This is a genomic window from Pseudomonas sp. H1_A03, assembly GCF_054685145.1.
In genome coordinates, this window is sequence record NZ_CP162829.1 from 115,332 (window position 1) to 139,560 (window position 24,229).

General features: G+C 60.2%; 18 protein-coding genes and 1 pseudogene. 5 read left to right on the forward strand and 14 right to left on the reverse strand.

What is annotated here, in order from left to right:
* Positions 1-2 precede the first annotated feature (2 nt).
* The 4 genes from ptsP to treP form a co-directional block, all read right to left on the reverse strand.
* A complete protein-coding gene (gene ptsP, locus AB4O35_RS00525) occupies positions 3-2,519 on the reverse strand; it encodes a phosphoenolpyruvate--protein phosphotransferase (protein WP_065945792.1) in 2,517 nt (838 codons plus the stop codon).
* 182 nt (positions 2,520-2,701) lie between these two features.
* A complete protein-coding gene (locus AB4O35_RS00530) occupies positions 2,702-3,922 on the reverse strand; it encodes a maltoporin (RefSeq protein WP_065880760.1) in 1,221 nt (406 codons plus the stop codon).
* 70 nt (positions 3,923-3,992) lie between these two features.
* Positions 3,993-5,639 carry an alpha,alpha-phosphotrehalase gene (gene treC, locus AB4O35_RS00535; RefSeq protein ID WP_065889979.1) on the reverse strand — a complete coding sequence of 549 codons (1,647 nt, stop codon included), beginning with the start codon at positions 5,637-5,639 and terminating at the stop codon, positions 3,993-3,995.
* A gap of 120 nt (positions 5,640-5,759) precedes the next feature.
* The gene (treP, locus tag AB4O35_RS00540) at positions 5,760-7,202 is read right to left on the reverse strand and encodes a PTS system trehalose-specific EIIBC component (protein ID WP_065874540.1); all 1,443 of its coding nucleotides are present in this window, start codon (positions 7,200-7,202) and stop codon (positions 5,760-5,762) included.
* A 239-nt stretch (positions 7,203-7,441) separates the two neighbouring features.
* Here treP and treR point away from each other — a divergent pair, with 239 nt between their 5' ends.
* Entirely contained in the window at positions 7,442-8,146 is a 705-nt protein-coding gene (gene treR, locus AB4O35_RS00545; RefSeq protein WP_460149454.1) for a trehalose operon repressor, read from the forward strand.
* A gap of 133 nt (positions 8,147-8,279) precedes the next feature.
* Here treR and AB4O35_RS00550 read toward each other — a convergent pair.
* The 5 genes and pseudogenes from AB4O35_RS00550 to AB4O35_RS00570 form a co-directional block, all read right to left on the reverse strand.
* A pseudogene (locus AB4O35_RS00550) lies at positions 8,280-8,522 on the reverse strand (helix-turn-helix domain-containing protein); the annotation flags it as partial.
* 185 nt (positions 8,523-8,707) lie between these two features.
* Complete coding sequence (guaA, locus tag AB4O35_RS00555) at positions 8,708-10,285, reverse strand: glutamine-hydrolyzing GMP synthase (RefSeq protein ID WP_064053754.1); 1,578 nt, start codon at positions 10,283-10,285, stop codon at positions 8,708-8,710.
* An 81-nt stretch (positions 10,286-10,366) separates the two neighbouring features.
* The gene (gene guaB / locus AB4O35_RS00560) at positions 10,367-11,836 is read right to left on the reverse strand and encodes an IMP dehydrogenase (RefSeq protein WP_065874538.1); all 1,470 of its coding nucleotides are present in this window, start codon (positions 11,834-11,836) and stop codon (positions 10,367-10,369) included.
* A 104-nt stretch (positions 11,837-11,940) separates the two neighbouring features.
* Entirely contained in the window at positions 11,941-12,489 is a 549-nt protein-coding gene (locus AB4O35_RS00565; protein WP_065889981.1) for a sugar ABC transporter ATPase, read from the reverse strand.
* A 137-nt stretch (positions 12,490-12,626) separates the two neighbouring features.
* Positions 12,627-13,394: a sulfite exporter TauE/SafE family protein gene (locus tag AB4O35_RS00570; protein WP_065889983.1), complete on the reverse strand. Its 768-nt coding sequence runs from the start codon at positions 13,392-13,394 to the stop codon at positions 12,627-12,629.
* A gap of 99 nt (positions 13,395-13,493) precedes the next feature.
* Here AB4O35_RS00570 and AB4O35_RS00575 point away from each other — a divergent pair, with 99 nt between their 5' ends.
* From AB4O35_RS00575 to leuA, 4 genes are all read left to right on the forward strand, one after another.
* Positions 13,494-14,384 (forward strand): LysR family transcriptional regulator, encoded by an 891-nt coding sequence (locus AB4O35_RS00575; RefSeq protein ID WP_065889987.1) that lies wholly within the window; start codon positions 13,494-13,496, stop codon positions 14,382-14,384.
* 10 nt (positions 14,385-14,394) lie between these two features.
* Complete coding sequence (gene xseA, locus AB4O35_RS00580; RefSeq protein WP_065874534.1) at positions 14,395-15,774, forward strand: exodeoxyribonuclease VII large subunit; 1,380 nt, start codon at positions 14,395-14,397, stop codon at positions 15,772-15,774.
* Between the two features lie 3 nt (positions 15,775-15,777).
* A complete protein-coding gene (locus AB4O35_RS00585) occupies positions 15,778-16,599 on the forward strand; it encodes a M23 family metallopeptidase (protein ID WP_065880755.1) in 822 nt (273 codons plus the stop codon).
* Positions 16,600-16,923: 324 nt separating this feature from the next.
* On the forward strand, positions 16,924-18,603 hold the full coding sequence (leuA, locus tag AB4O35_RS00590; protein ID WP_065874532.1) for a 2-isopropylmalate synthase: 1,680 nt from the start codon (positions 16,924-16,926) through the stop codon (positions 18,601-18,603).
* Positions 18,604-18,771: 168 nt separating this feature from the next.
* Here leuA and AB4O35_RS00595 read toward each other — a convergent pair whose 3' ends face one another.
* The 5 genes from AB4O35_RS00595 to AB4O35_RS00615 all read right to left on the reverse strand — a co-directional run bounded on the left by AB4O35_RS00595 (position 18,772) and on the right by AB4O35_RS00615 (position 24,204).
* The gene (locus AB4O35_RS00595; protein ID WP_065880754.1) at positions 18,772-19,563 is read right to left on the reverse strand and encodes an amidohydrolase; all 792 of its coding nucleotides are present in this window, start codon (positions 19,561-19,563) and stop codon (positions 18,772-18,774) included.
* Positions 19,551-20,699, reverse strand: a complete 1,149-nt coding sequence (locus AB4O35_RS00600) for a pyridoxal phosphate-dependent aminotransferase (RefSeq protein ID WP_065874530.1) — start codon at positions 20,697-20,699, stop codon at positions 19,551-19,553. Before AB4O35_RS00600 ends, AB4O35_RS00595 begins: the two co-directional genes overlap by 13 nt.
* 115 nt (positions 20,700-20,814) lie before the next feature.
* Complete coding sequence (der, locus tag AB4O35_RS00605) at positions 20,815-22,284, reverse strand: ribosome biogenesis GTPase Der (RefSeq protein WP_049711641.1); 1,470 nt, start codon at positions 22,282-22,284, stop codon at positions 20,815-20,817.
* 134 nt (positions 22,285-22,418) lie between these two features.
* Complete coding sequence (bamB, locus tag AB4O35_RS00610) at positions 22,419-23,570, reverse strand: outer membrane protein assembly factor BamB (protein ID WP_049711640.1); 1,152 nt, start codon at positions 23,568-23,570, stop codon at positions 22,419-22,421.
* Positions 23,563-24,204 carry a YfgM family protein gene (locus AB4O35_RS00615; RefSeq protein ID WP_065874529.1) on the reverse strand — a complete coding sequence of 214 codons (642 nt, stop codon included), beginning with the start codon at positions 24,202-24,204 and terminating at the stop codon, positions 23,563-23,565. Before AB4O35_RS00615 ends, bamB begins: the two co-directional genes overlap by 8 nt.
* Positions 24,205-24,229 lie beyond the last annotated feature (25 nt).

Genomic DNA, 24,229 nt, shown 5'->3' on the forward strand with positions numbered 1-24,229 from the left:
GCTCAAAGCTCCACGACAGGTGAGGTTTCAACGGTAGCCGCGTGATACTGGCGCAGGGCCTCACGCACTTGGACGGCGTCCTCCAGCCCCAACACCTGGCGGGCGATGGCCTGACAGTCAGCCAGGTCCAGCTCACGCACGGTGGCCTTGATGGTGGGGATCAACGGCACGCTGACCGACAACTCATCCACACCCAGCCCGATCAGCACCGGCACCGCCAGCGCTTCGGACGCCAACGCACCGCACACGCCGACCCACTTGCCATGGGCATGCGCGGCCTTGACCGTGGTGACGATCAAGCGCAATACCGCCGGGTGGAGACTGTCGGCCTGACTGGCCAGGCGCGGGTGGTCGCGGTCCATGGCGAGGGTGTATTGAGTCAGGTCGTTGGTGCCAATGGAGAAAAAATCCACATGGGGCGCGAAGACATCCGCCATCAGCGCGGCGGACGGTACTTCAATCATGATCCCCAGCTTCGGCAGTTCAGTGAGCCCGAGCGCCAGCGCTTCCTCTTTAAGGATTGTGCGCGCCAGGTGCAGTTCCGACAGCAGGCTGACCATCGGCAACATGATATGCAGCCGCGCAAAACCGGCACTGGCGAGGATCGCGCGGAACTGTTCGCGCAGCAGCTCCGGGCGCTCCAGGCACAGGCGGATGCCGCGCAAACCGAGGAATGGGTTGGTCTCGGCGTCCATGGGCACATAGGCCAACGGTTTGTCGCCACCAACGTCGAGGGTGCGCACCACCAGGTTGCGCTCGGGGCCCAGGGCACGGGCGATCGCGGTGTAGGTCGCCGCTTGTTCGTCGGGGCTCGGTGCGCGGTTGCGGCCCAGGTAGAGAAATTCCGAGCGCAACAGGCCGACGCCTTCCCCGCCGAGGCTCAAGGACTGTTCCACCTCCGTCAACGAAGCCACGTTAGCGGTGACTTCGACGTGATGGCCATCGCGAGTGGTTGCCGGTAGAGACGCGTGCGCCACGTCGCGCTGATGGCGCAGAGCCTGTTGTTTGCGCGTTACTTCCAGGTGTTCGATCTCGGCCGGGTTGGGGTTCAGGTGCAGCTCGCCTTTGTCGGCGTCGAGCAGGACCTGTTTGCCATTGGCCAACGCCAGCACTTGGGCCGACACGCCGCAAATCGCCGGTATATCCAGGGCGCGGGCGAGGATGGCGACGTGGCTGGTCGCGCCGCCGCCGACCGTGACAAAACCCAACACCTTGCGTGTATCCAGGCTGGCGGTCTGCGACGGCGTCAGTTGTTCAGCGATCAGGATCGCGCGTTCCGGCAAGTCCCACGCGCTGTCTTGAATGCCGAGGATCAGTTTCAGCACGCGCTGGCCGACGTCGGCCAGGTCTGCCGCACGTTCGGCAAGCAGGGCATTGCCTGAGCCCTGGAACAGTTGGGCCGTCGCGACGGTGGCACTGTTCCAGGCAAATGCGGCGCTCTTGCCGTCAGCCAACAGGCTGTGGGCTTGTTCCAGCAAGGTCGGGTCTTCGAGCAGTTCCTGATGAGCGCGGAAGATCTCTGCCTGGGCACTGCCGGCGGCCTTGTCTTGCAGAGCTTGCAGCGCTTCGTTTGCAGCCTGGAGGCCGCGCGCCAAAGCGGCATGCTCAGCCGTTTCCCCCGTGCCTTGTTCAGTGATAGCCAGCTCAGGCTCGGTCACTTGAACGACCTGGCCAAACGCCGAACCCGGTGATGCACACACGCCCAGCAACAACGTTGCCGACAATTCCGCCGCAACCGGCTCAGCAACGGTCGCAACCGCCTCGCCACAGCCTTCAGCCAACAAGGCCACCAGCGCGTTGATCGCCGCCTCGGCCTCCTCCCCTGCCGCGCTCACTTGTAAGGTGTCGCCCTGCACGGTTTGCAACGCCATGATCGCCACCAGCGACTTCGCATTGGCGCTCTGGGTTTGCTTGTGCAGGTAGATGCTCGCATTGAACCCCTTCGCCGCCTGGGCGAACACCGCCGCAGGGCGGGCGTGCAAACCGTTGGCGTTGGGCAAGGTCAGCGGTTTGGAGAACAGCGCATCGCCCGCCTCCTCGTCCAGCGCTTCAACCGTTTCACTTGGGGATAACTGCAACAACGGCTGGCCGACCTCCACAAGACCGTTCGCCAACAGGGTAAACGGCTCGCCGCTGACCACCAGCATCAAGGTCAGCAAACTGCGCGCATTGAGCGCCACATAATCGGCATCGAATTCGATCAGCGCTTGCCCGGCCTCCACCCGCTGGCCTTCCTGCACCCGCCGGGTGAAGCCCTGGCCCGCCAGGTTCACGGTGTCCAGGCCGATATGCATCAGCACCTGGACGCCGTTGTCGTCGGTGACGCTGATGGCATGCCCACTGTCTTGGATATTGCTGATCACCCCGGCCAGTGGCGCGCAGAGGGTCTGCGACGTGGGGTCGATGCACAGGCCATCGCCGATCAGGCGACTGGAGAATACCGGGTCGGGCACCTTGTCCAACGCCAGCAGCACACCCGACAAGGGCGCCAGCAGTTCCAGGGGTTGAGTTGTGGTCATGGCTTCACCTGCTGTTTTGTTCTGTAAAAATCATTGGATTAATGCAAACCCCAGGACGACGACGTTCCAATGTGGGAGCTGGCTTGCCTGCGCTAGCATCGCCTCAGTTTTCCTGAAAGACCGAGTCGCCCGCATCGCAGGCAAGCCAGCTCCCACACAAAGCGCATTCACATGAGTTCGCGCTATTTCCACCAGTATTCAACTTGCACACCAACGTTCGACCCATGCCGTGCCGTGCCGTAGGAGCCGGTATCGGACAACGCCGACCCCGCCGCCCATTCATTCGCCGCGCGCTTGGCCGCTTCGTTCCACGTTGCATAGGTGTAGTACAAGCGCACTTCCGGCCGCGCCCAGAAATCCGGGCCTTTGGGCGACCAGGTTGGGGCGAAGGTAAATTTGCTCAGCTTGCGCGTGCCGCCGCTGGCGTCGACCTGATCATGCCCAAGCTCGGTGACCAGCTTGAACTGCTCGCTGATGGCGTACGCCGGGCGCACACCGAGGGACATCCAAGTCTGATCCTGGCTGCCGGGACGAATGTCCTTCTGGTACACCGCCTCGATCTGCCCACCGAAACGCGGAGTCACCTGCCAGTCGAAAAACTCGACGGCGCGGTAACTTTTGCTGCTCTTATCCAGGAAGGTATTGCCGGTGTAACCCAAGCCAGTACCGGGGCCTTCGCCGTACTGCAAGGCAAACTTGTTCTTGCCGCCCAGGAAAGGCTTTTGCACGTGCTGCGCGGTGATCGCCCAGCCGCTGTTGGTGTCACGCCCGCCCGCTTTTTCGATGTAGCTCAAGCCCAGTTCCAGCTCGCCGCCGGGGTTGGTCTTGAAGCCCGCGACGTTGAAGTCGTGACGGGTGGCGTATTCCTTCTGGTACAGGTTGTCCTTGCGGGAAATCGCGTAGCTGTACTTGAGGTCGCCGATCAGCACGTCCTCGATGCCCCCGCCCGTGGCGCTCTGGTTCCAGTAGTAGAAGTCGGAGATATGGATGTCGTTACGCTTGTAGTAACGCCGACCGGCCCACAGCGAGCCGCCATTGAGGCTGGGCAGGTTGGACCATTGCGCATACATCTGCGGCATGCGCGCGGTGCCGTTGTTCTCGCCCTGGAACTTCAGTTCACGGTCGTACTTGTTGTAGAGCGACGCCATGGCATCGACGCTGAGCACCGAGCCGTCGTCGAGGGTGACCAGATCCTGGCGCAACTCCAGTTCGCCATACTGCTCGCATTCGTTACCCAGGCGGTATTTGGTTTGCGCCCCCGGCAGTTGGAAACACTGCTGTGGGCCGCTGCCCGTTGAAGTCCCCGCGCCACTGCGCACGTAACCGGCAAATTCCAAAGCTTGAGCGCCAATAGGCAGGCTTAAACAGGACGCAACGAGGCCCAGCTTTATTGTTGTTTTCATAAAGCACTCCGATATTTTTATTATGTTTTTTCAAAGCGCCCCGTGCTCCCACACGGGGTTACAACGGGTCTCAGTCCTTGAGGTGCAGCACAAACGATTCGTAAGGGCGCAGCGTCACCGTGGCGGTACGTTGCGGGCAGTCGGGGTAGTTGCTGATCAGCAGGCGTTGCTCACTTGCCGGATTGATCACGGTGTCCGGCAGTTGGATTTCGCAGGGCGTGCCGTAGAAGTTATTCAGCACCAGCAGGCGCTCGCCATGGCCTTCGCGCAGGTACGCCCAGACGTGCAAGTGGTCTTGCAGCAGTTGACGGTAAACACCTTCCTGGATCAGAGGCTCATGCCGCCGCAAGGCAATCAGCGCACGGTAGTGATGCAGCACTGAATCCGGGTCATCCTGCTGGCTTTCGACATTGATCGTTGAAGCATTTGCCGGAATACCGATCCAGGGCTCGCCGGCGCTGAAACCCGCATTTTCCTCGGCATTCCATTGCATCGGCGTGCGACCGTTGTCCCGCGACTTCTGCATAATCGCCGCCATGCTCGACGCCTCGGACTCGCCGGCATCGCGCTTGAGGCGGAAGATATTCAGCGTCTCCACATCGCGGTACTGCTCGATCCTGTCGAAGCCCGGATTGGTCATGCCCAGCTCTTCGCCCTGGTACACGAACGGCGTGCCCTGGAGGAAGTGCAGCGCGGTGGCGAGCATCTTGGCAGAGACCACGCGATGCTCGCCGTCATCGCCAAAACGCGAAACCACCCGTGGCTGGTCGTGGTTACACCAGAACAGCGCGTTCCAGCCGCCACCGGCTTGCATGCCCATTTGCCAGTCGGAGAGGATCTGCTTGAGTTGCAGGAAATCGAAGTCAGCTTTCACCCACTTCTGCAGGTTCGGGTAATCCACTTTCAGGTGATGAAAGTTGAAGGTCATCGACAGTTCTTTCGACTCCGGCCGCGAGTAGCGAATGCAGTGTTCGAGGCTGGTGGATGACATCTCGCCGACATTGATCAGGTCATGCCCTTCGAAGACTTCGCGGTGCATTTCCTGCAGGTATTCGTGCACATTCGGGCCGTCGGTGTAGAAACGGCGGCCGTCGCTGTTGTCTTCGGGAAAGTCGACGGGCTTTGAGATAAGGTTGATCACGTCCAGGCGGAAACCGCCCACGCCCTTGTCACGCCAGAAGCGCATCAGCTTGAACACCTCGGCGCGCACCTGCGGGTTGTCCCAATTGAGGTCGGCCTGGGTGTGGTCGAACAGGTGCAGGAAGTACTGGCCGGTTTGCGCCTCGTATTCCCAGGCCGAGCCGCCGAACTTGGATTCCCAGTTGTTCGGCTGGTCGCGCCAGATGTAGAAGTCCCGGTACGGGTTGTCGAGGCTGCTGCGCGCTTGCTGGAACCACTCGTGCTCGATGGAGGTGTGGTTGACCACGATATCCAGCATCAGCTTGATGCCACGTTTGGCCGCTTCGCTGATCAGCAGGTCGCAGTCGGCCATGGTCCCGTAGCTCGGGTCGATGGCGTAGTAGTCGCTGATGTCATAGCCGTTGTCGCGTTGCGGCGAGCGCAGGAACGGGGTGATCCACAGGCAGTCCACGCCCAGCCATTTCAGGTAATCGAGTTTGTCCACGATGCCCAGCAGGTCACCGGTGGCGTTACCCGCGTGGCTGTGGAAGCTTTTGGGGTAGATCTGGTAGATCACCGAGTGTTGCCAGTTTTGCATGGTGGGTTCCTTCAGTTGATTTTTGTGCTGGCCTTGAGGGCCTCTTCGCGAGCAAGCCCGCTCCCACAAGGGGGAACGCATTTCAAATGTGGGAGCGGGCTTGCTCGCGAAGGCGGTAGTTCAGGCGACCCTGTATCCGGGCCGAACAATCTTCATGCTCAACGCACAGGTCAAAACAAACGGCACCACCATCGCGATGACCATGCCGATCACAAACACCGCGATGGATTGCGGCACGATCGAGATAAATCCAGGCAAGCCCCCCACCCCAATGGCCGAGGCCTGCACCTTGTTCAGCGCGAGGAAAATGCTGCCCAGCGCCGAGCCAACAAGGGCCGCATAAAACGGAAACTTGAAGCGCAAATTCACCCCGAACATCGCCGGTTCAGTGATGCCGAAATACGCCGAAATTGCCGAAGTCGAAGCCATGCTTTTGTCCCGCGCATTGCGGCTCATGTAGAACACCGCGAGCGCGGCGCTGCCCTGGGCCAGGTTGGACATGACGATCATCGGCCAGATAAAGGTGCCGCCCTGGGTGGAGATCAGTTGCAGGTCCACGGCAAGGAACATGTGGTGCATGCCGGTGATCACCAGCGGCGCATACAGCAGGCCGAAAATCGCCCCGCCGACCATCGGCGCCAGGTCAAACAGGGTGACCACGCCTTCGGTGATCAGGATGCCGAGGTGACGGGTCACCGGGCCGATAATCGCCAGGGCCAGCACACCGGTAACGACGATGGTGGTGATCGGCACGACGAGCAGTTGAATCGCATTGGGCACCCGCGCCCGCAACCATTTCTCGATCACGCTCATCACATACGCCGCCATCAGGATCGGCAGGATTTGCCCTTGGTAGCCGACTTTTTCGATCTGGAACCAGCCGAAAATATCGAAGTACGGCAGGCTCTGGCCGTCGAGCCCGGCCACGGCTTTGCCGTAGTTCCAAGCGTTGAGCAGGTCCGGGTGCACCAGCATCAGGCCAAGCACAATGCCAAGGATTTCACTGCCGCCGAAGCGCTTGGCCGCCGACCAGCCGACCAGCGCCGGCAGGAACACGAACGAGGTGTTGGCCATCAGGTTGATCAAGCTCCACAGCCCATCCAGGTTCGGATAGGCCTCCAGCAGCGTCTTGCCCTCGATGAACATGCCCTTGGCGCCCATCAGGTTGTTCACGCCCATCAACAGGCCGGCGATGATCAGCGCGGGCAGGATCGGCATGAACACATCGGAAAACACCCGCACCAGGCGCTGCATAGCGTTGGTCTTGTCGGCGCCCTTCTTCTTCACATCGGCGATGGTGGCGGCGGCGAGACCGGTCTGTTCGCGCAGGGCGGCGTAGACCTTTTCCACTTCGCCGGGACCGATCACCACCTGGAACAGGCCGCCGGTGAAGAACGAACCCTTGACCAGATCGACCTGGTTCAGCGCGCCGCTATTGACCAGGCTCGGGTCCTTGAGCGCCAGGCGCAGGCGGGTCACGCAGTGGGCAGCTTGCTCAAGGTTGTCACGGCCCCCGAGGTTTTCGAGGATCTCGCGGGCAATGTTCGAATAGTCGTGGCTCATGCTTGTTTTCCACTTTGATTTTTTTATTTGAGGGGCAGTCATTGGCAGCACGCCGAGGGCAAAAGTACTCGTCTGTACGAGTTAAAGCAACAACTCGTCTGTACGAGTTTGATTTTGTTTATTTCCTGTAGGCCACCGCATCGCTGCAAGCCGCATAAATCCAAGGGTCTAATGGACAAACCCCCTCTCTGCCACTAAGGTTCCTGCCTTGACCGCAACCCCGGCAAAGAGCCATCCCCATGAGCAAATACAACCAGATCTACACGGATCTGCTTGCCAGCATCACCACCGAACGCCTGCAGCGCGGCACGCGCCTTCCCTCCGAAACCGAACTGATGGACAGCTACCAGGCCAGCCGAGGCACCGTGCGCCGCGCCATCGAGCAGTTGCAGGAGCGTGGGTTCGCGCAAAAAATCCATGGCAAGGGCACATTCGTGTTGTCGCCTAACCCGATTGAGTTCCAACTCGGCGGCATCGTCAGCTTCCACGAAACCCACGCCGACTTGGGCGACGACGTACGCACTGAAGTGGTCGAGTTCACCCAATTCCCACTGGAGGGTTCACTGCTGCAGCACATCGAAGCAGAGCCCGGTACGCTGATCACCCGCATCAAACGGGTACGGCGCATCGACGGTAAACGCGCGATCCTCGACATCAACCACTTCGTCGCTGATGTGATCCCCGGCCTGGACCGCTCGATTGCCGAACAGTCGATCTACGCGTTTATCGAACAGACTTTGCAGCTGCAAATTGCCTACGCCCAACGCACCATCGAAGCCCTGCCACGCGGCAAGGACGACCAGGCACACCTCGACCTCGAAGGGCAGAGCCATGTGATCGTGGTGAGCAACCAGACGTTTTTGCAAGATGGTCGGCAGTTCGAGTACACCGAGTCGCGGCATACGTTGGATAAGTTTTACTTTTCGGATATTGCGCGGCGGTAAGCATCAACCGGGAAGATCATTGCACTGCGATACTTTTTGCCAGCCCTGCCGTCCATGCAGCAGTCATCTTCTCTCCTACCGCCGCGAACTCTGGGTGAGTGCTTCGCCGATATACAACCGATCCCTTTGACTCATCATGGAAGCTTACTGATTTCAATTCATCGAGGGTTTTGCGCCGACGTTTTGGTATGGCGGTCAATTCGTACCCCAAGCCCTCGAGGATCGCTTCGACTTTGCGAATTCCCACTTCGGAGATCGTGTTGTTCTCGACCCCCGAAATAGTGGAGCGGCTCATGCCATGACGGTGCGCAAGCTGGCTTTGTGAAAGGCCCGCTGTTTTACGGAGGCTGCGGATCAATTTGCCTAACTCTTCCATATCAAAATGCCCCCCATATACTGCATGAATAGATAAATCTGAATTTATGCACCCTATATGATGCATTTCATTCTGAGTATTGTTTATCTGATACGGTTTTTGACCAAAGACTTACATGCCATAAACACAAAACCCCGGCACATGGCCGGGGTTTTGTTGTTCAGCATTTACCTGCTAACGCAGGATCACTCCCACTCAATCGTCGCCGGCGGCTTGCTCGACACGTCATACGTCACGCGCGAAATACCTTCGATCTCATTGATGATACGACCGCTGACGGTTTCCAGCAGTTCGTACGGCAGGTGTGCCCAACGGGCGGTCATGAAGTCGATGGTTTCTACGGCGCGCAGTGCAACTACCCACGCGTAACGACGACCATCGCCTACAACACCAACGGATTTCACCGGCTGGAACACCACGAACGCCTGGCTGACTTTGTGGTACCAGTCGGCCTTGCGCAGTTCTTCGATGAAGATGTGGTCGGCGCGACGCAGCAGGTCGGCGTATTCCTTTTTCACTTCACCCAGGATACGCACACCCAGGCCCGGGCCTGGGAATGGGTGGCGGTAGACCATGTCGTACGGCAGGCCGAGTTCCAGGCCCAGACGGCGGACTTCGTCCTTGAACAGTTCGCGCAGCGGTTCTACCAGCTTGAGGTTCATTTCCTCAGGCAGGCCACCCACGTTGTGGTGGGACTTGATAACGTGGGCCTTGCCGCTCTTGGCGCCGGCCGACTCGATCACGTCGGGGTAGATGGTGCCCTGGGCGAGGTACTTGATGTTGTCCAGGTGTTTGGCCTGGGCATCGAAGACGTCGATGAAGGTGCGACCGATGATCTTGCGCTTCTTCTCTGGGTCGGACTCGCCGGCCAGGTTGTTGAGGAACTGGTCCTCGGCGTTGGCGCGGATCACCTTGACGCCCATGTTCTCGGCGAACATGGCCATCACTTGCTCGCCTTCGTGCAGGCGCAGCAGGCCGTTGTCGACGAAGACGCAGGTCAGCTGGTCGCCGATGGCTTTGTGCAGCAGCGCAGCAACCACGGAGGAGTCAACACCGCCGGACAGGCCGAGCAGTACGTTGTCGGTACCGACTTGGGCGCGCACGTTGGCGATGGCGTCTTCAGCGATCTTCGACGGCGTCCACAGGGCTTCACACTCGCAGATGTCGAGGATGAAGCGCGACAGGATGCGGCCGCCTTGTTTGGTGTGGGTCACTTCCGGGTGGAACTGCACGCCGTAGTAACGGCGCTCGTCGCTGAACATGCCGGCGATCGGGCAGCTCGGCGTGCTGGCCAGGATATGGAAGTCTTCCGGCATCTTGGTGACTTTGTCACCGTGGCTCATCCACACGTCGAGGCCGAACAGGCCGTCGGCGTCGATGTGGTCTTCAATGCCGTCCAGCAGGCGGCTCTTGCCGACCACGTCGACACGGGCATAACCGAATTCACGCAGCTCGGACCCTTCGACCTTGCCGCCCAGTTGCTCGGCCATGGTCTGCATGCCGTAGCAAATACCGAAGACCGGCACGCCCAGATCGAATACAGCCTGCGGGCAACGCGGGCTGTTGGCTTCGTGCACGGACTCGGGGCCACCGGCGAGGATGACGCCTTTAGGTGCGAATTCGCGGATCGCTTCGTCGTCCATGTCGAACGGATGCAGTTCGCAGTACACGCCGATTTCACGCACGCGGCGGGCAATCAGCTGGGTGTACTGGGAACCGAAGTCGAGGATCAGGATGCGGTGGGCGTGAATGTCGAGGGCCATGAAGTCAGTCTCGTCTAATGAATCAGAAACAACTCGGGGCTGAAAGAACAGCCCCGGTTACTTAACGTTTTGCTGGAAGCCTCAACCTACTCGGTAGTTTGGCGCTTCCTTGGTGATCTGCACGTCGTGGACATGGGATTCAGCCATGCCGGCGCCGGTGATCCGCACGAACTCTGGCTTGGTGCGCATTTCTTCGATGTCGGCGCTGCCGGTGTAGCCCATCGAGGAACGCAGGCCGCCCATCAGTTGATGGATGATCGCGCTCAGTGTGCCTTTGTACGGCACACGGCCTTCGATGCCTTCCGGGACGAGTTTCTCGGCGCCTGCCGAGGAGTCCTGGAAGTAACGGTCGGAAGAACCTTGCGCCTGGGACATGGCGCCCAGCGAACCCATGCCGCGGTAAGCCTTGTAGGAACGGCCCTGGAACAGTTCGATCTCGCCTGGCGCTTCTTCAGTACCGGCGAACATCGAGCCCATCATCACGCAGGAAGCACCGGCAACGATGGCCTTGGACAGGTCACCGGAGAAACGGATGCCGCCGTCGGCGATCAACGGAACGCCGGTGCCTTCAAGGGCAGCGGCGACGTTGGCGATGGCGCTGATTTGCGGCACGCCCACACCGGCAACGATACGGGTGGTGCAGATCGAGCCAGGGCCGATACCGACCTTGACTGCATCGGCGCCCGCTTCAGCCAGGGCCTTGGCCGCTGCGCCGGTGGCGATGTTGCCGCCGATCACTTGTACATCAGGGAAGTTCTGTTTGACCCAACGCACGCGGTCGATCACGCCTTTGGAGTGACCGTGGGCGGTGTCGACCACCACCACGTCAACGCCGGCAGCGACCAGGGCCGAAACGCGGTCACCGGTGTCTTTACCGGTACCGACGGCGGCGCCAACGCGCAGACGACCTTGGTCATCCTTGCTGGCCAGCGGGTAAGCCTTGGCTTTTTCGATGTCGTTGACGGTCATCATGCCCTTGAGGGCGAATTTGTCGTCGACGATCAGCACGCGCTCGATGCGGTTTTTATGCAGCAATTCGCGCACATCATTCTTGTCGGCACCTTCGCGGACAGTGACCAGGCGCTCTTTAGGCGTCATCACATCGCGTACAGTGACTTCCATGCGGTTCTCGAAACGCACGTCACGGGAAGTGACGATGCCGACCAGGTCGCCATCGTGCAACACCGGAACGCCGGAGATGTTGTGCATGCGGGTCAGTTCGAACAGGTCACGCACGGTAGCGTCGGCTTCGATGGTGATGGGATCTTTCACCACACCAGCTTCGTAACGCTTGACCTTGCGCACTTCGGCAGCTTGCTGCTCGATGGTCATGTTCTTGTGGATGATGCCGATGCCGCCTTCCTGAGCCATGGCGATTGCCAAACGGGCTTCAGTGACGGTGTCCATGGCAGCGGAAACCAGGGGAATATTCAGCTCGATGCCACGGGTTAGGCGGGTCTTGAGACTGACTTCGTTAGGAAGCACCTCGGAATAACCGGGCACTAGGAGAATGTCGTCGAATGTCAGAGCTTCTTGGCTGATACGCAGCATCGCGGGGGCTCCCGAGCGGGAAAATGGAAGCGCGCCATTATATACATGCACCCTGTCGGGCTCAATGTAAAACTCTGACAAACTTGGTAATACTGATAGAAGGGTTAAAGCTCGACTTTGACCCAACTCATCTTCTGGTCCAGCCAATCGGCAAATTCGTCGATAAAGCTCTGCTTGAACCCTGCCTCCGCCCAGTTGTTGAAAATGAATCCCAGGTTGGAAAACCCGCATTCCTGTAGGAACAGGAACCCATTGATGTCGTCTTCATGCCCACACAGCGGGCAGGTGAAGTTATCGGTGTGGCCGGGCATCCAATCTTCCAGGCTGTCGAACAAGGCTTCGCCGACTTCCTTGCGGCATTCCGGGCAGCCGGCTTCTTCGAGAAAGCCCTTGGCCGGCGTGTAGATGCAGCGCTTGTAGATGATTTCCAGGCCGTTGATCGGCTCGTTGAACGGCAGCGCCTCGGGGTGCAGCACCACGGCGCGGGCACCACCGGCCAGGGCGTAGGCCATGCGGTTGCCGGTGCGGCCACAGGTGGTCAGCTCTTCCTTGATGATGTTCTTGCGCACCAGCCAGCGCACGATCGCCCGGGCGCGGGGTTCGTGGACGGGCAAGGTGGAGATTTTGGGGACAAGGATGCTTTGGGAATTCATGAGAGTCCTGCGGTGTGGCTACTGGCGCCATCGCGGGCAAGCCCGGCTCCCACATTTAATCGCAATCAACTGTGGGAGCCGGGCTTGTCCGCGATGAGGCCCTGAAGGCTGGCAGCTTAATCCCTGAAGAAATGAGGTCAAGTGCTCAGGTAGCGCCCGATCAAGGCAATACCGCTCGCCAGCACCAGCCAGGTCACCAATCTTACAAACGCTTCACGGGACATGCGCATCGTCAACCTGCGCCCACACCACAGCCCAAGCGCCATCGCCGGCAACAGGCACACCGCCAACATCAACAACGGCAAATCCGCATACACCCCGGCAATCAGGAACAAGCTCAGGCGCACCACCGTGCTGCAACTGATCAACGCACTCTGGGTGGCGCGCGCCGCGTCCTTTGGAAGGCGGCTATTCAGATAGATCGCGTAGAGAAAGCCGCCACTGCCGAACAACGCACCAAATAACCCGCCCACGGTGCCCATCGGAATCGACCATCCCGCCGCCAGCTGAGCCGGCCGCGCCTTTACCGCCAGGCTGTAGAGAGCGTAGGCACTGATGAACAGGCCCATCAGCAGCAATAACAGGTCCGAATGCAGGTTTAGCAAAAACACCATGCCCAGTGTGCAACCCATCGCCATGCACGGCAGTAACCGCAGCAGTTCCGGCTTGTTCACATCACGCCGCGCTTGCAGCAGGTTGCCAAAGGCCGCGACAAAATCCAGCAGCACCAGCAGCGGGATGATTTTCGACAGTGGCATAAACAGGATCAGCAGTGGCCCCGCCACCAACGCCGTACCAAAGCCGGCGATGCCAAATACGATATAGGCCACAACGATGCCCAGGCCGATGACCAACCAATCCATACCATCAAACGACCACTGGCTCATCAACTCGACCGGGCTCATGGGTAATTCCTTATTAGAGATGGCAATCACTTTAGCCAGCGGTGAGCGATGCGACTAATATCTTCAAAGCCATCCACCCATCTCGAAAAGGCATGACGCGTGATTTCCACCCGCCAACTGCGCTACTTCGTTGAAATCGCCGACAGCGGCAGCTTCACTGCCGCCGCCGAGCGTCTGTTTGTGGCGCAGTCAGCGCTGAGCCGGCAGATTAAGGAGCTGGAGACCCACCTGCAAACCCCGTTATTCGAACGCACGGCGCGCCAGCCGCGACTCACGGCTGCGGGTGAAGCCTTCTATCCTCGAGCCCGCAACCTGCTGAGCGAATTACTCAAGGCCAGCGAGATGGCAACCCAAGTGGGTAATGGCGAATTGGGCACGCTGCGCCTGAGCCATTCGAGCACCGTGCCGATGAGCGGCCCATTGCTGCAAGGTATCAGCACATGGCTGGAACGCTGCCCAGGGGTGTCGATGGACATCGTTAAACTGTCTTCCGAAGCGCAGTTGGAAGAGATCGCCGACGGACGCCTGGACGTCGGGCTCTTGCGCCTGCCCGTGTTGCGCCAGCGCGAAGGCGTGCGAGTCGTGCCTTTATATAGCGAGCAACTGTTGCTGGCGGTGCCGCCGAATCATGGGCTGGCGCGCAGCAATGCGCCTATCGAACTGGAGCAATTGAAGGACGAAGCGTTTATCTCGATCCCCCATCCCCAACGCGGCGGCCTGAGTTATCTGTCAGCCGAGTTGTGCATGCGCGCGGGATTTTTCCCCAAGGCCGCGCGGGTGATGTCCCGCAAGACCACCCAGTTGCAGCTGATCCAGGCGGGCTTCGGTATTGCCTTGTTACCAAAGTCCATGCGGGACATCGCCCCGGTCAACGTGCACTTTCTGCCCCTGGCCGACCCGGACTGCCTCAGCACCGTGGCCCTCGCCTGCGCGCAGGCGCCAAGTGCGCTGGTGGAGCAATTCTGTCAAACACTGCGCGAATGCCTATAAACTGCCGCCCATGATTAAAGATCCTTTTGCCCGACTGGGCCTGGACCGCGAAGTCCTGACTGTCAGCCAGCTCAACGGCCGCGCGCGGGTGTTGCTGGAAGACGTGTTCACCAATATCTGGGTCGAAGGCGAGATCTCCAACCTCGCCCGCCCGGCCTCCGGCCATGTGTATTTCACCCTCAAGGACAGCGGCGCCCAGGTGCGTTGCGCGCTGTTTCGCAACAACGCCGCGCGGGTTCGCCAGGCGCTGAAGGATGGCCTGGCGGTGAAAGTGCGTGGCAAGGTCTCGCTGTTCGAAGGCCGGGGTGATTACCAACTGATCCTCGATACCGTGGAACCGGCCGGTGATGGCGCGTTGCGCCTGGCGTTCGATGCGCTGAAAGAAAAGCTCAGTGCCGAAGGTCTGTTCAGCGCTGAACGTAAAGTGCCGCTGCCGGCGCATCCTCGGCGCATCGGCATTATCAGCTCGCCAACCGGCGCGGTGATCCGCGACATCATCAGCGTGTTCCGCCGCAGGGCACCGAACGTTGAGCTGACATTGATCCCGACAGCCGTGCAAGGCCGCGAAGCCATCCCGCAGATCGTACGTGCGCTGAAACTCGCCGACGCACGGGGCTTTGATGCGCTGATCCTGGCGCGTGGTGGCGGTTCGCTGGAAGACCTCTGGTGCTTTAACGAAGAGGCCGTGGCACGCGCGGTGGACGCCTGCGTTACGCCCATCGTCAGCGCCGTTGGCCATGAGACCGATGTGTCCATCAGCGATTTCGTCGCCGATGTCCGCGCCCCTACCCCATCCGCCGCAGCGGAATTGCTCGCGCCGGACGCCAGCCACTTGGTACGCCAAGTCGAAAACCTGCACCGTCGCCTGGTGATGCTGATGCGCAATCGCCTGAGCCATGACCGCCTGCGCCTGGAAGGCATGGCCCGACGTCTGCGTCACCCTGGCGAGCGTCTGCGCCAACAGGCCCAGCGCCTGGATGACCTGGACATGCGCCTGCGCCGTGCGTTCGAGCGCAGCCTCAATACCCGGCGCGAACGCTTGATCCGCCTGGAAACCCGTCTTGCCGGCCAACACCCCGGCCGCCAACTGGCCCTGCTGCGTCAGCGCCTGGACAGCCTCGCCGAACGCCTGCCCCGCGCCATGCGCGAAGGCCTCAAGGCGCGGCGCCTGCAACTGCAAAGCCAGGTGCAGACGCTGCAGGTGGTCAGCCCGCTGGCGACCCTGGGCCGTGGTTACAGCATCCTGCTGGACGAACGCGGCCAGGCCATTCGCAACGCCGCGCAGACCCACACCGGCCAGCGCCTCACCGCGCGTCTCGGTGAGGGCCAATTGCAAGTACGGGTGGAAGACAACCACCTGACACCCGTCACCCTTTCGTTATTGGATTGATTAATGCCACGTCTCTTTAGTCTGTTGATGCTGCTGTGCCTCGCCGTAAATGCCCAGGCCGACAGCTATATCACGCGCACCTTGAACAAACCCGTGCCGGGTGGCGTTGCAGTCGTAGAACTCGGCCCCTCGGCGGCAGCGCCGAAAGCCACCTATCAAGGCAAACCGGTACTGGTAGTGAAGGAGGCGGACAACTGGCTGGCGATTGTCGGCATCCCGTTGACCGTTAAACCGGGCAACGAGCGCCTCAGCAGCGGCGGGCGCAGCCTGCCGTTTATCGTCGGTTACAAGAAGTACCCGGAACAGCGCATCACCCTGAAAAACAAAAGCCAGGTAAACCCTGAACCGGCGCAACTCAAGCGCATCGAAGGCGAACTGGCGGTGCAGCTCAAGGCCTACCGCAGTTTCAGCCCGAACCTGCCGAGCAACCTGGTGCTGGATAAACCGGTGAACGGGCCGCTGTCGAGCAAGTTTGGCGTACGCCGTTTCTTCAACGGTGAAGAACGCAATCCGCATTCCGGCCTGGATTTCGCCGTACCCGCGGGCACTCCAATCAAGACCCCGGCGAACGGCAAGGTGATTCTCACCGGTAACTACTTCTTCAACGGCAATACGGTGTTCGTCGACCACGGCCAGGGCTTTATCAGCATGTTCTGCCACATGTCGAAGATCGACGTGAAAGTGGGCGATCAACTCACGCGCGGCGCAGTGGTCGGCAAGGTCGGTTCAACGGGCCGTGCGACCGGACCGCACATGCACTGGAATGTCAGCCTGAACGATGCACGGGTCGACCCGGCAATCTTTATCGGCGCGTTCCAACCCTGAACCGTCCGATTGCGCGCTCGATAATGGGCGCGCAATTAAAACCAGCCATCACCTTATAACCAAGCACAAAATCTCGTTTCCTACGCAGATAACAGAACTTCTCTCAATTTTTCTCGACTGCTTGCCATCTTTCACCCCGGCGGTTAGGGTTGAGCTTATGAAAACCTCTCACACCCTCATTCAGCTCCGCCAGCACCGCAGTTTGTGCCTCGTCAGCGCACGACTGCCAAGCTGAATCGATCTGCCTCGTCTATACGTTTTATCCCTAAAAACAGTTCTACGGCAGGCCGCCTTTTCTCGGCCCCTACTACAAAGGATTTCCCGATGAGCATGCTCAAAGACCCGTCTTCGAAGTACCGCGCGTTTCCGACCATCGATATCCCGGACCGCACCTGGCCATCGAAGACCATCACCGAAGCGCCGATCTGGTGCAGCTCCGACCTGCGTGATGGCAACCAGTCGCTGATCGAGCCAATGGACGCCGCAAAAAAGCTGCGCTTCTGGAAGACCCTGGTAGCGGTAGGCGTTAAAGAAATCGAAGCCTCGTTCCCGGCTGCGTCGCAAACCGACTTCGACTTCGTACGCACCCTGATCGAAGACAACCACATCCCCGAGGACACCACCATCCAGGTGCTGACCCAGGGCCGTGAAGACTTGATCGCGCGCACGTTCGAATCCCTGCGCGGCGCCAAGAAAGCCATCGTTCACTTGTACAACGCCACATCGCCGTCGTTCCGTCGCATCGTGTTCAACCAGGACAAGGACGGCATCAAGGCCATCGCGGTCAACGCCGCCAAGCTGTTCGTCAAATACGCCGCCCAGCAGCCGGAGACCCAATGGACCTTCGAATACTCCCCGGAGACCTTCAGCGCGACTGAGCTGGAGTTCGCCAAGGAAGTGTGTGACGCGGTGATCGAGGTGTGGAACCCGACGCCTGAGCACAAGATGATCCTCAACCTGCCGGCCACCGTGGAATGCGCCACGCCAAACATCTATGCCGACCAGATCGAGTGGTTCGGTCGCCATATCAACCGTCGTGACAGCGTGATCATCAGCCTGCACACCCACAACGACCGTGGCACCGGCGTGGCCGCCACCGAGCTGGGCCTGATGGCCGGCGCCGACCGTGTCGAAGGCTGCCTGTTCGGCAACGGCGAGCGTACCGGTAACGTCGACCTGGTCACCGTGGCCTTGAACATGTACACCCAGGGCCTCGACCCGCAGCTGGATTTCTCCGACATCGACGGCGTGCGCAAAGTCGTCGAAGAGTGCAACCAGATCCAGGTGCACCCACGTCACCCGTACGTTGGCGACCTGGTGCACACCGCGTTCTCCGGCTCCCACCAGGATGCGATCCGCAAAGGTTTCTCCCAGCAGAAAGACGATGCGCTGTGGGAAGTGCCGTACTTGCCGATCGACCCAGCGGACATTGGTCGCAGCTACGAAGCGGTGATCCGTGTAAACAGCCAGTCGGGCAAAGGCGGCATCGCCTACCTGCTGGAGCAGGAATACGACATCAGCTTGCCGCGCCGCATGCAGATCGAGTTCAGCCAAGTGGTACAGGCCGAGACCGACCGCGTCGGCCTGGAGATGACCGCGCCGCAGATCTACGCGTTGCTGCAGCGTGAATACCTGCAAGCCAACACCCCGTACGCGCTGGTCAGCCATCGTCTGCAGGAAGAGAACGGCAACAGCTTTGTCGAAGTGGAAGTTTCGGGCAAAGGCCAGGGAGAAACCAACCTGCACTGGAAAGGCAAGGGCAACGGCGCGCTGGAAGCGCTGGTGGCGGGCTTGCCGATTGGCGTGGAGATCATGGACTACAACGAACATGCGATTGGCGCGGGGACCAACGCCAAGGCGGCGGCCTACATTGAGCTGCGTGTGAACGGTGAGCGTCCCGTGCATGGTGTGGGGATTGATGAAAACATCACCACTGCCAGCTTTAAAGCGCTGTTCAGTGCGCTGAACCGGTCGTTGAGCCAGTTGGAAGCGAAAGCGGCGTAACTGACCGCTGAATGCGAAAGGCCCCTGGGTGAGAACTCAGGGGCCTTTTTGTTGGACTTGGATTTTGTGCTGTTTGTGAAGGCCTCATCGCGGGCAAGCCCGGCTCCCACACTTGACTGGGTTCACACATCAAACTGTGGGAGCGGGCTCGCCCGCGATGGCGGTCTTTCAGACAAACAGAAAGTTGTCGGCATCCAGGTTCGCCGGAAACCGCGTACGATACGCCGCCAGCTCGGCCGCCTCCAGACACACCTCAAACACACCATCCGCCTCCCCGGCACTCAGCAAGGTCTCACCCTGGAAGTCCAGCACCTGGCTATCCCCGGTGTAGGCAAACCCCTTCCCGTCCGTCCCCACCCGATTGACCGCCGCCACATAGCACAGGTTTTCAATCGCCCGCGCCGGCAACAGCCGATTCCAATGCTGGCGCCGCGCGCCCGGCCAGTTGGCCGTGTACAGCAGCAGGTCGGTGTCCTGGGCATCGCGGCTCCACACCGGAAAGCGCAGGTCATAGCAAATCAACGGGCGAATACGCCAACCCTTCAACTCAAATTGCACCTGCCGCTCGCCGGGGGTGTAGTGATCATGCTCGCCGGCCATGCGGAACAGGTGGCGCTTGTCGTAATGCAGCACTTCGCCATCCGGCCGCGCCCACAGCAGGCGGTTGCGATGGCTGCCGTCGGCGGCCTGGATGATCAAACTGCCGGTGATCACCGCGTTGTACTTCGCCGCCTGGGCCTGGAGCCAGCGATGGGTGGGGCCGTTTTCCGGTTCGGCCTGAGTGGCCGACTCCATGGAAAAACCGGTGGTGAACATCTCCGGCAGCACGATCAGGTCGGCGCCCTTGGCCTGCTCCAGCAGCCGTTCGAAGTGCTCGAGATTGGCCTGGCGGTCGTGCCACACCAGGGTAGTCTGGACCAGAGCGATGTTCAGGTTTGGTAACGCAGTCAAATCACGCATAGTTTCTCGGCTGCTTGTTGCAGCGTTTCCTCGCGTTTGGCAAAGCACAGGCGCACCAGGCGCTGGCCTTGGGGTGGGGTCTGGTAGAACACCGAGACAGGGATGGTTGCCACGCCGTGTTCGCGGGTCATCCAGAGGGACATGGCGACGTCGTCCAGGTCCGGGCGGATCTGTGAGTAATCGACCAACTGGAAGTAGGTGCCGGTGACGCGAGTAAAGCTGAAACGCGACGGTGCCAGCAGGTCACAGAACAGGTCGCGCTTGGCCTGGTAGAAGGCCGGCAGTTCATCGACGTGCTCTGGGTGGTCGGCCATAAAATCGGCCAATGCGAACTGCAACGGCGTCACGCCGCAGAAGTTAACGTATTGGTGCACTTTGCGCAGTTCGGCGGTAAGGGCCGGTGGCGCGACGACGTAGCCGGTTTTCCAGCCGGTGACGTGGTAGGTTTTGCCAAAGGAACTGACCACAAAGGCGCGCTGGTACAGCTCTTCGTGGGCCAGCACGCTGACATGGGGCACACCGTCGAATACCAGGTGTTCGTAGACCTCGTCGCTGACCAGGTAGATATCGCGGTCGCGGATCAACGCCGCCAGTTGGTCCAACTCGGCGCGGCTGATCAAGGCGCCAGTGGGGTTGTGCGGAGTGTTGAGGATGATCATGCGCGTGCGCGGCGACAGCGCAGCCTTGATCTTTTCGACGTCGAGAGCAAAGCCTTGCAGGCTCAGTTGCACATGCACGCAACGGCCACCGGCCAGTTCGACCGAGGGCTCATAGCTGTCATAGCATGGGTCGAACACGATGACTTCATCACCACTGCGAATCACCGCCTGGATTGCGCAGAAGATCGCAGCGGTAGCACCAGGGGTGATGGTCACTTCGCTGTCGGCATCCACCGTGGCGCCATAGCTGCGGGCGATCTTGGCCGCCACTTGTTGACGCAAGGCTGGCAGGCCGGTCATCGGTGAATATTGGTTGTGTCCGCTGGCAACGTGCTTGCCCACGGCATCGAGCAAACCTTGGGGACCGTTGAAGTCCGGGAAGCCCTGGGACAGGTTGAGCGCACCGGTTTCGGCAGCGAGTTGCGACATGGTGGTGAAAATGGTGGTGCCGACATTTGGCAGCTTGCTGGTGATCATCGGAGGCCCCTGCAGGTGAGCCCCAAGTTTTAAGCTGCCAATTGAAGCGGGTCAAGGCACAAACCGTCGCGCACAAAAAAGGGCTCGTAAAGAGCCCTTTTTTGATAAGTCGATGTCAGCGCTTGTCGCGGCGCTTTTTGTCGGCTTTCTTGTGGTGCGTCATCATCCGGCGCTTTTTGTTCACTTGGCGGTCGGTGAGGCTGTTCTTGTTACCTTCGTACGGGTTTTCGCCACCCTTGAACTCGATACGGATCGGCGTACCGACCAGCTTCAAGACACGGCGATAGGTGTTTTCCAGGTAACGCACATAGGACTTCGGCACCTTCTCGATCTGGTTACCGTGGATCACGATAATCGGCGGGTTGGCACCACCCAAGTGGGCGTAACGCAGTTTGATCCGGCGGTTGTTGACCATCGGCGGTGCATGCTCGCCCACCGCATCTTCCAGGATCTGGGTGAGGCGGTTGGTCGGCCAGCGGGTGACCGCGGACTTGAACGAGTTCTGTACGGACGCGTAGAGGTTACCCACGCCGGTGCCGTGCAGTGCCGAGATAAAGTGGATATCGGCGAACTCGACGAAGAACAGGCGACGCTGCAGCTCGATCTTGACGAAATCGCGCTCGCTCGGCGTCATGCCGTCCCACTTGTTGATCGCGATCACCAGTGCCCGACCAGCCTCAAGGGCAAAGCCCAGCAGGTTGAGGTCGTGGTCGACCACGCCTTCGCGGGCGTCCATCACGAAGATCACCACGTTGGCGTCTTTGATCGCCTGCAGGGTTTTCACCACCGAGAACTTTTCAACTTCCTCGTGGATTTTGCCGCGCTTGCGCACACCAGCGGTGTCGATCAGCGTGTATTTTTCTTCGTTACGTTCGAACGGGATGTAGATGCTGTCGCGGGTGGTGCCGGGCTCGTCATAGACGATTACCCGGTCTTCACCGAGCATGCGGTTGACCAGGGTCGACTTGCCGACGTTAGGGCGACCGATGATGGCGATCTTGATACCGTCTTTTTCACTCGGGCCAGGAATGCGCTTGGCTTCCTCACCTTCGGCGACGATCTCTTCTTCACCCTCTTCTTCCTCAGCGTCATCCTTTGGGAAAGTGCTAAGGGCAATTTCCAGCATCTGGGTGATGCCGCGACCGTGAGCACCGGCGACCGGGATCGCGTCGCCCAGGCCCATCGGGCTGAATTCGGCACGGGCCTGCTCAGGATCGATGTTGTCGATCTTGTTAGCGACCAGATAGGAACGCTTGTTGCGCTTGCGCAGGTGCTCGCCAATCATCTGGTCAGCAGCGGTGTAGCCCGCACGGGCGTCCACCAGGAACAACACGACATCAGCTTCTTCAATGGCCAGCAGCGACTGCTCGGCCATCTTTTCGTCCATGCCATGTTCGTCACCGGAGATACCACCGGTGTCGACAATAATGTAGGAGCGCCCTTGCCACTTTGCCTCACCGTATTGGCGATCACGGGTCAGACCGGACAAGTCGCCGACGATGGCGTCGCGAGTCCTGGTCAGGCGATTGAACAAGGTGGACTTGCCGACGTTAGGTCGGCCCACCAGGGCGATTACGGGAACCATGCGGCTCTCCACTTCGTTATTTCAGAAAATACAAAAGCCGCTGCAAGGCAGCGGCTGGTGCTCGGGGCAGCATCATCAGATGCCGCATGCCTCGCCGAAGCGAGGCCGCCTGGGTGTTACCCCAAGCATAGTTCTTACTTGATGGTCAGGGCTTCCAGCTTGCCGCTGTTGCCATACACATAAAGCATGTTACCCACCACCAGCGGACGCGCACGCAGGCCGTCGCTGTCGATACGCTCGCGACCTACGAAGCGACCGTCTACCTGGCTCAGCAGGTGCAGGTAGCCTTCGAAGTCACCGACCGCGACGTAGCTGGAGAACACTTCCGGTGCCGACAGTTGGCGGCGAGCCAGGGAGTCGTTGCTCCACAGTGCAGTGGTGGAACGCTCGTCGACACTTTCAACGGTGCCGGACGCAAGGCTTACGTAGACGCTGCCAAACCCTTGGGCGACACCTGCGTAGCTGGAAGCATCACGCTGCCAGTTAACGCGGCCGCTCTGCAGGTCCAGTGCGGCAACGCGGCCCTGGTAAGTGGCGACATAGAGGGTTTCACCGGACAACAGCAAGCCGCCGTCGATGTCCACTACGCGGTCCAGCTCGGAACGACCTTGCGGAATGGCCACACGGGTTTCCCAGGCCGGCACGCCGTTCTGAGTGTTCAGGGCGACCACTTTACCGGTCGACAGGCCCGCAACGGCCAGATTGTTGGTCACAATCGGACCACTGGTACCACGCAACGTCAGTACCGCAGGGGTGCTGTCGTACAACCAACGCTGTTCGCCAGTGCTGGCGTCGAGGCCGATGACGCGGTCGTCCTGCGTCTGTACCACGACGATATCGCCGTTGGTAGCAGGCGGTGCGAGTACTTCACTGGTCACGCGAGCGCGCCATTTCTCTTCACCGGTGCTGGAATCCAGCGCCACGACTTCGCCCTTGAGCGTGCCGAGCATCACCATGCCATAACCCACGCCTACGGCGCCGGAGACAGGCAATTCGAGATCCTTGGACCACTTCACGTCGCCGTTCATGCGGTCCATGGAGGTCACAACGCCAGTCACGTCAGCGGCCACAATGTTGTCACCGTCGATTGCCGGTACCAACATGTTGTAGGTGTCGCCCTGACCGTCACCAATGGAGCGGCTCCACTGCTTTTGCAGGACCACTTCTTCCTTGAAGCTGGTCAGCTCGGCAGGAGGCAGTTCTTTTTTACTGTTGCTGCTGCAACCCGCGGCCAGAACGGCCAGAGCCAGCAATGCTGCATGTTTCCAACGGATCACGTCACGCATCCCCTTTGGCCAAGTCGTCCAGCTTGATTTGTAAGCCACCGACCGCCGCTTCATCAGACAGCGCCGCCTTGGCTTTTTTGTACGCAGCATTGGCTTCGTCGGTACGACCCAATTGGACCAACAGGTCGCCCTTGAGCTCTTCGCGAGTGGCTACAAATGCCTTGTCAGCATCGCCGTCGAGCAGTTTGAGTGCTTCGTCAGCCTTATTCTGTGCCGCGAGTACCTGAGCCAGGCGCTGACGTGCGATTTCACCCAGGGTCGGGTTGGTCGGCTTGTCGGCGACAGCCTTCAGTTCTGCGGCGGCGTCGTCCAGCTTGCCGGTGTCGACCGCAACTTTCGCGACGAACAGGCTGCCGTATTGGGCGTAGGTGCTACCGCCGAATTCGTTCTTCAGCTTGCCGGCCAGGTCAGCGACCTGCGCGGGGTCCGGCTTGCCATCTGGCGTCAGCGTGGTTTCCAGCAATTGCTGATAGAGGATCGAGGCGCCTTGGGACTGGTTGGCCTGATATTTGGTCCAGGCTTGCCAGCCGAACACCACTACTAAAGCCAGCAGACCGCCAGTAACCAGGGGCTTGCCATTACGCTGCCACCAGTCCTTGAACTCGGCCAGTTGATCATCATCAGAACTCGACACCCCAATACTCCTTAATCGCTAAATT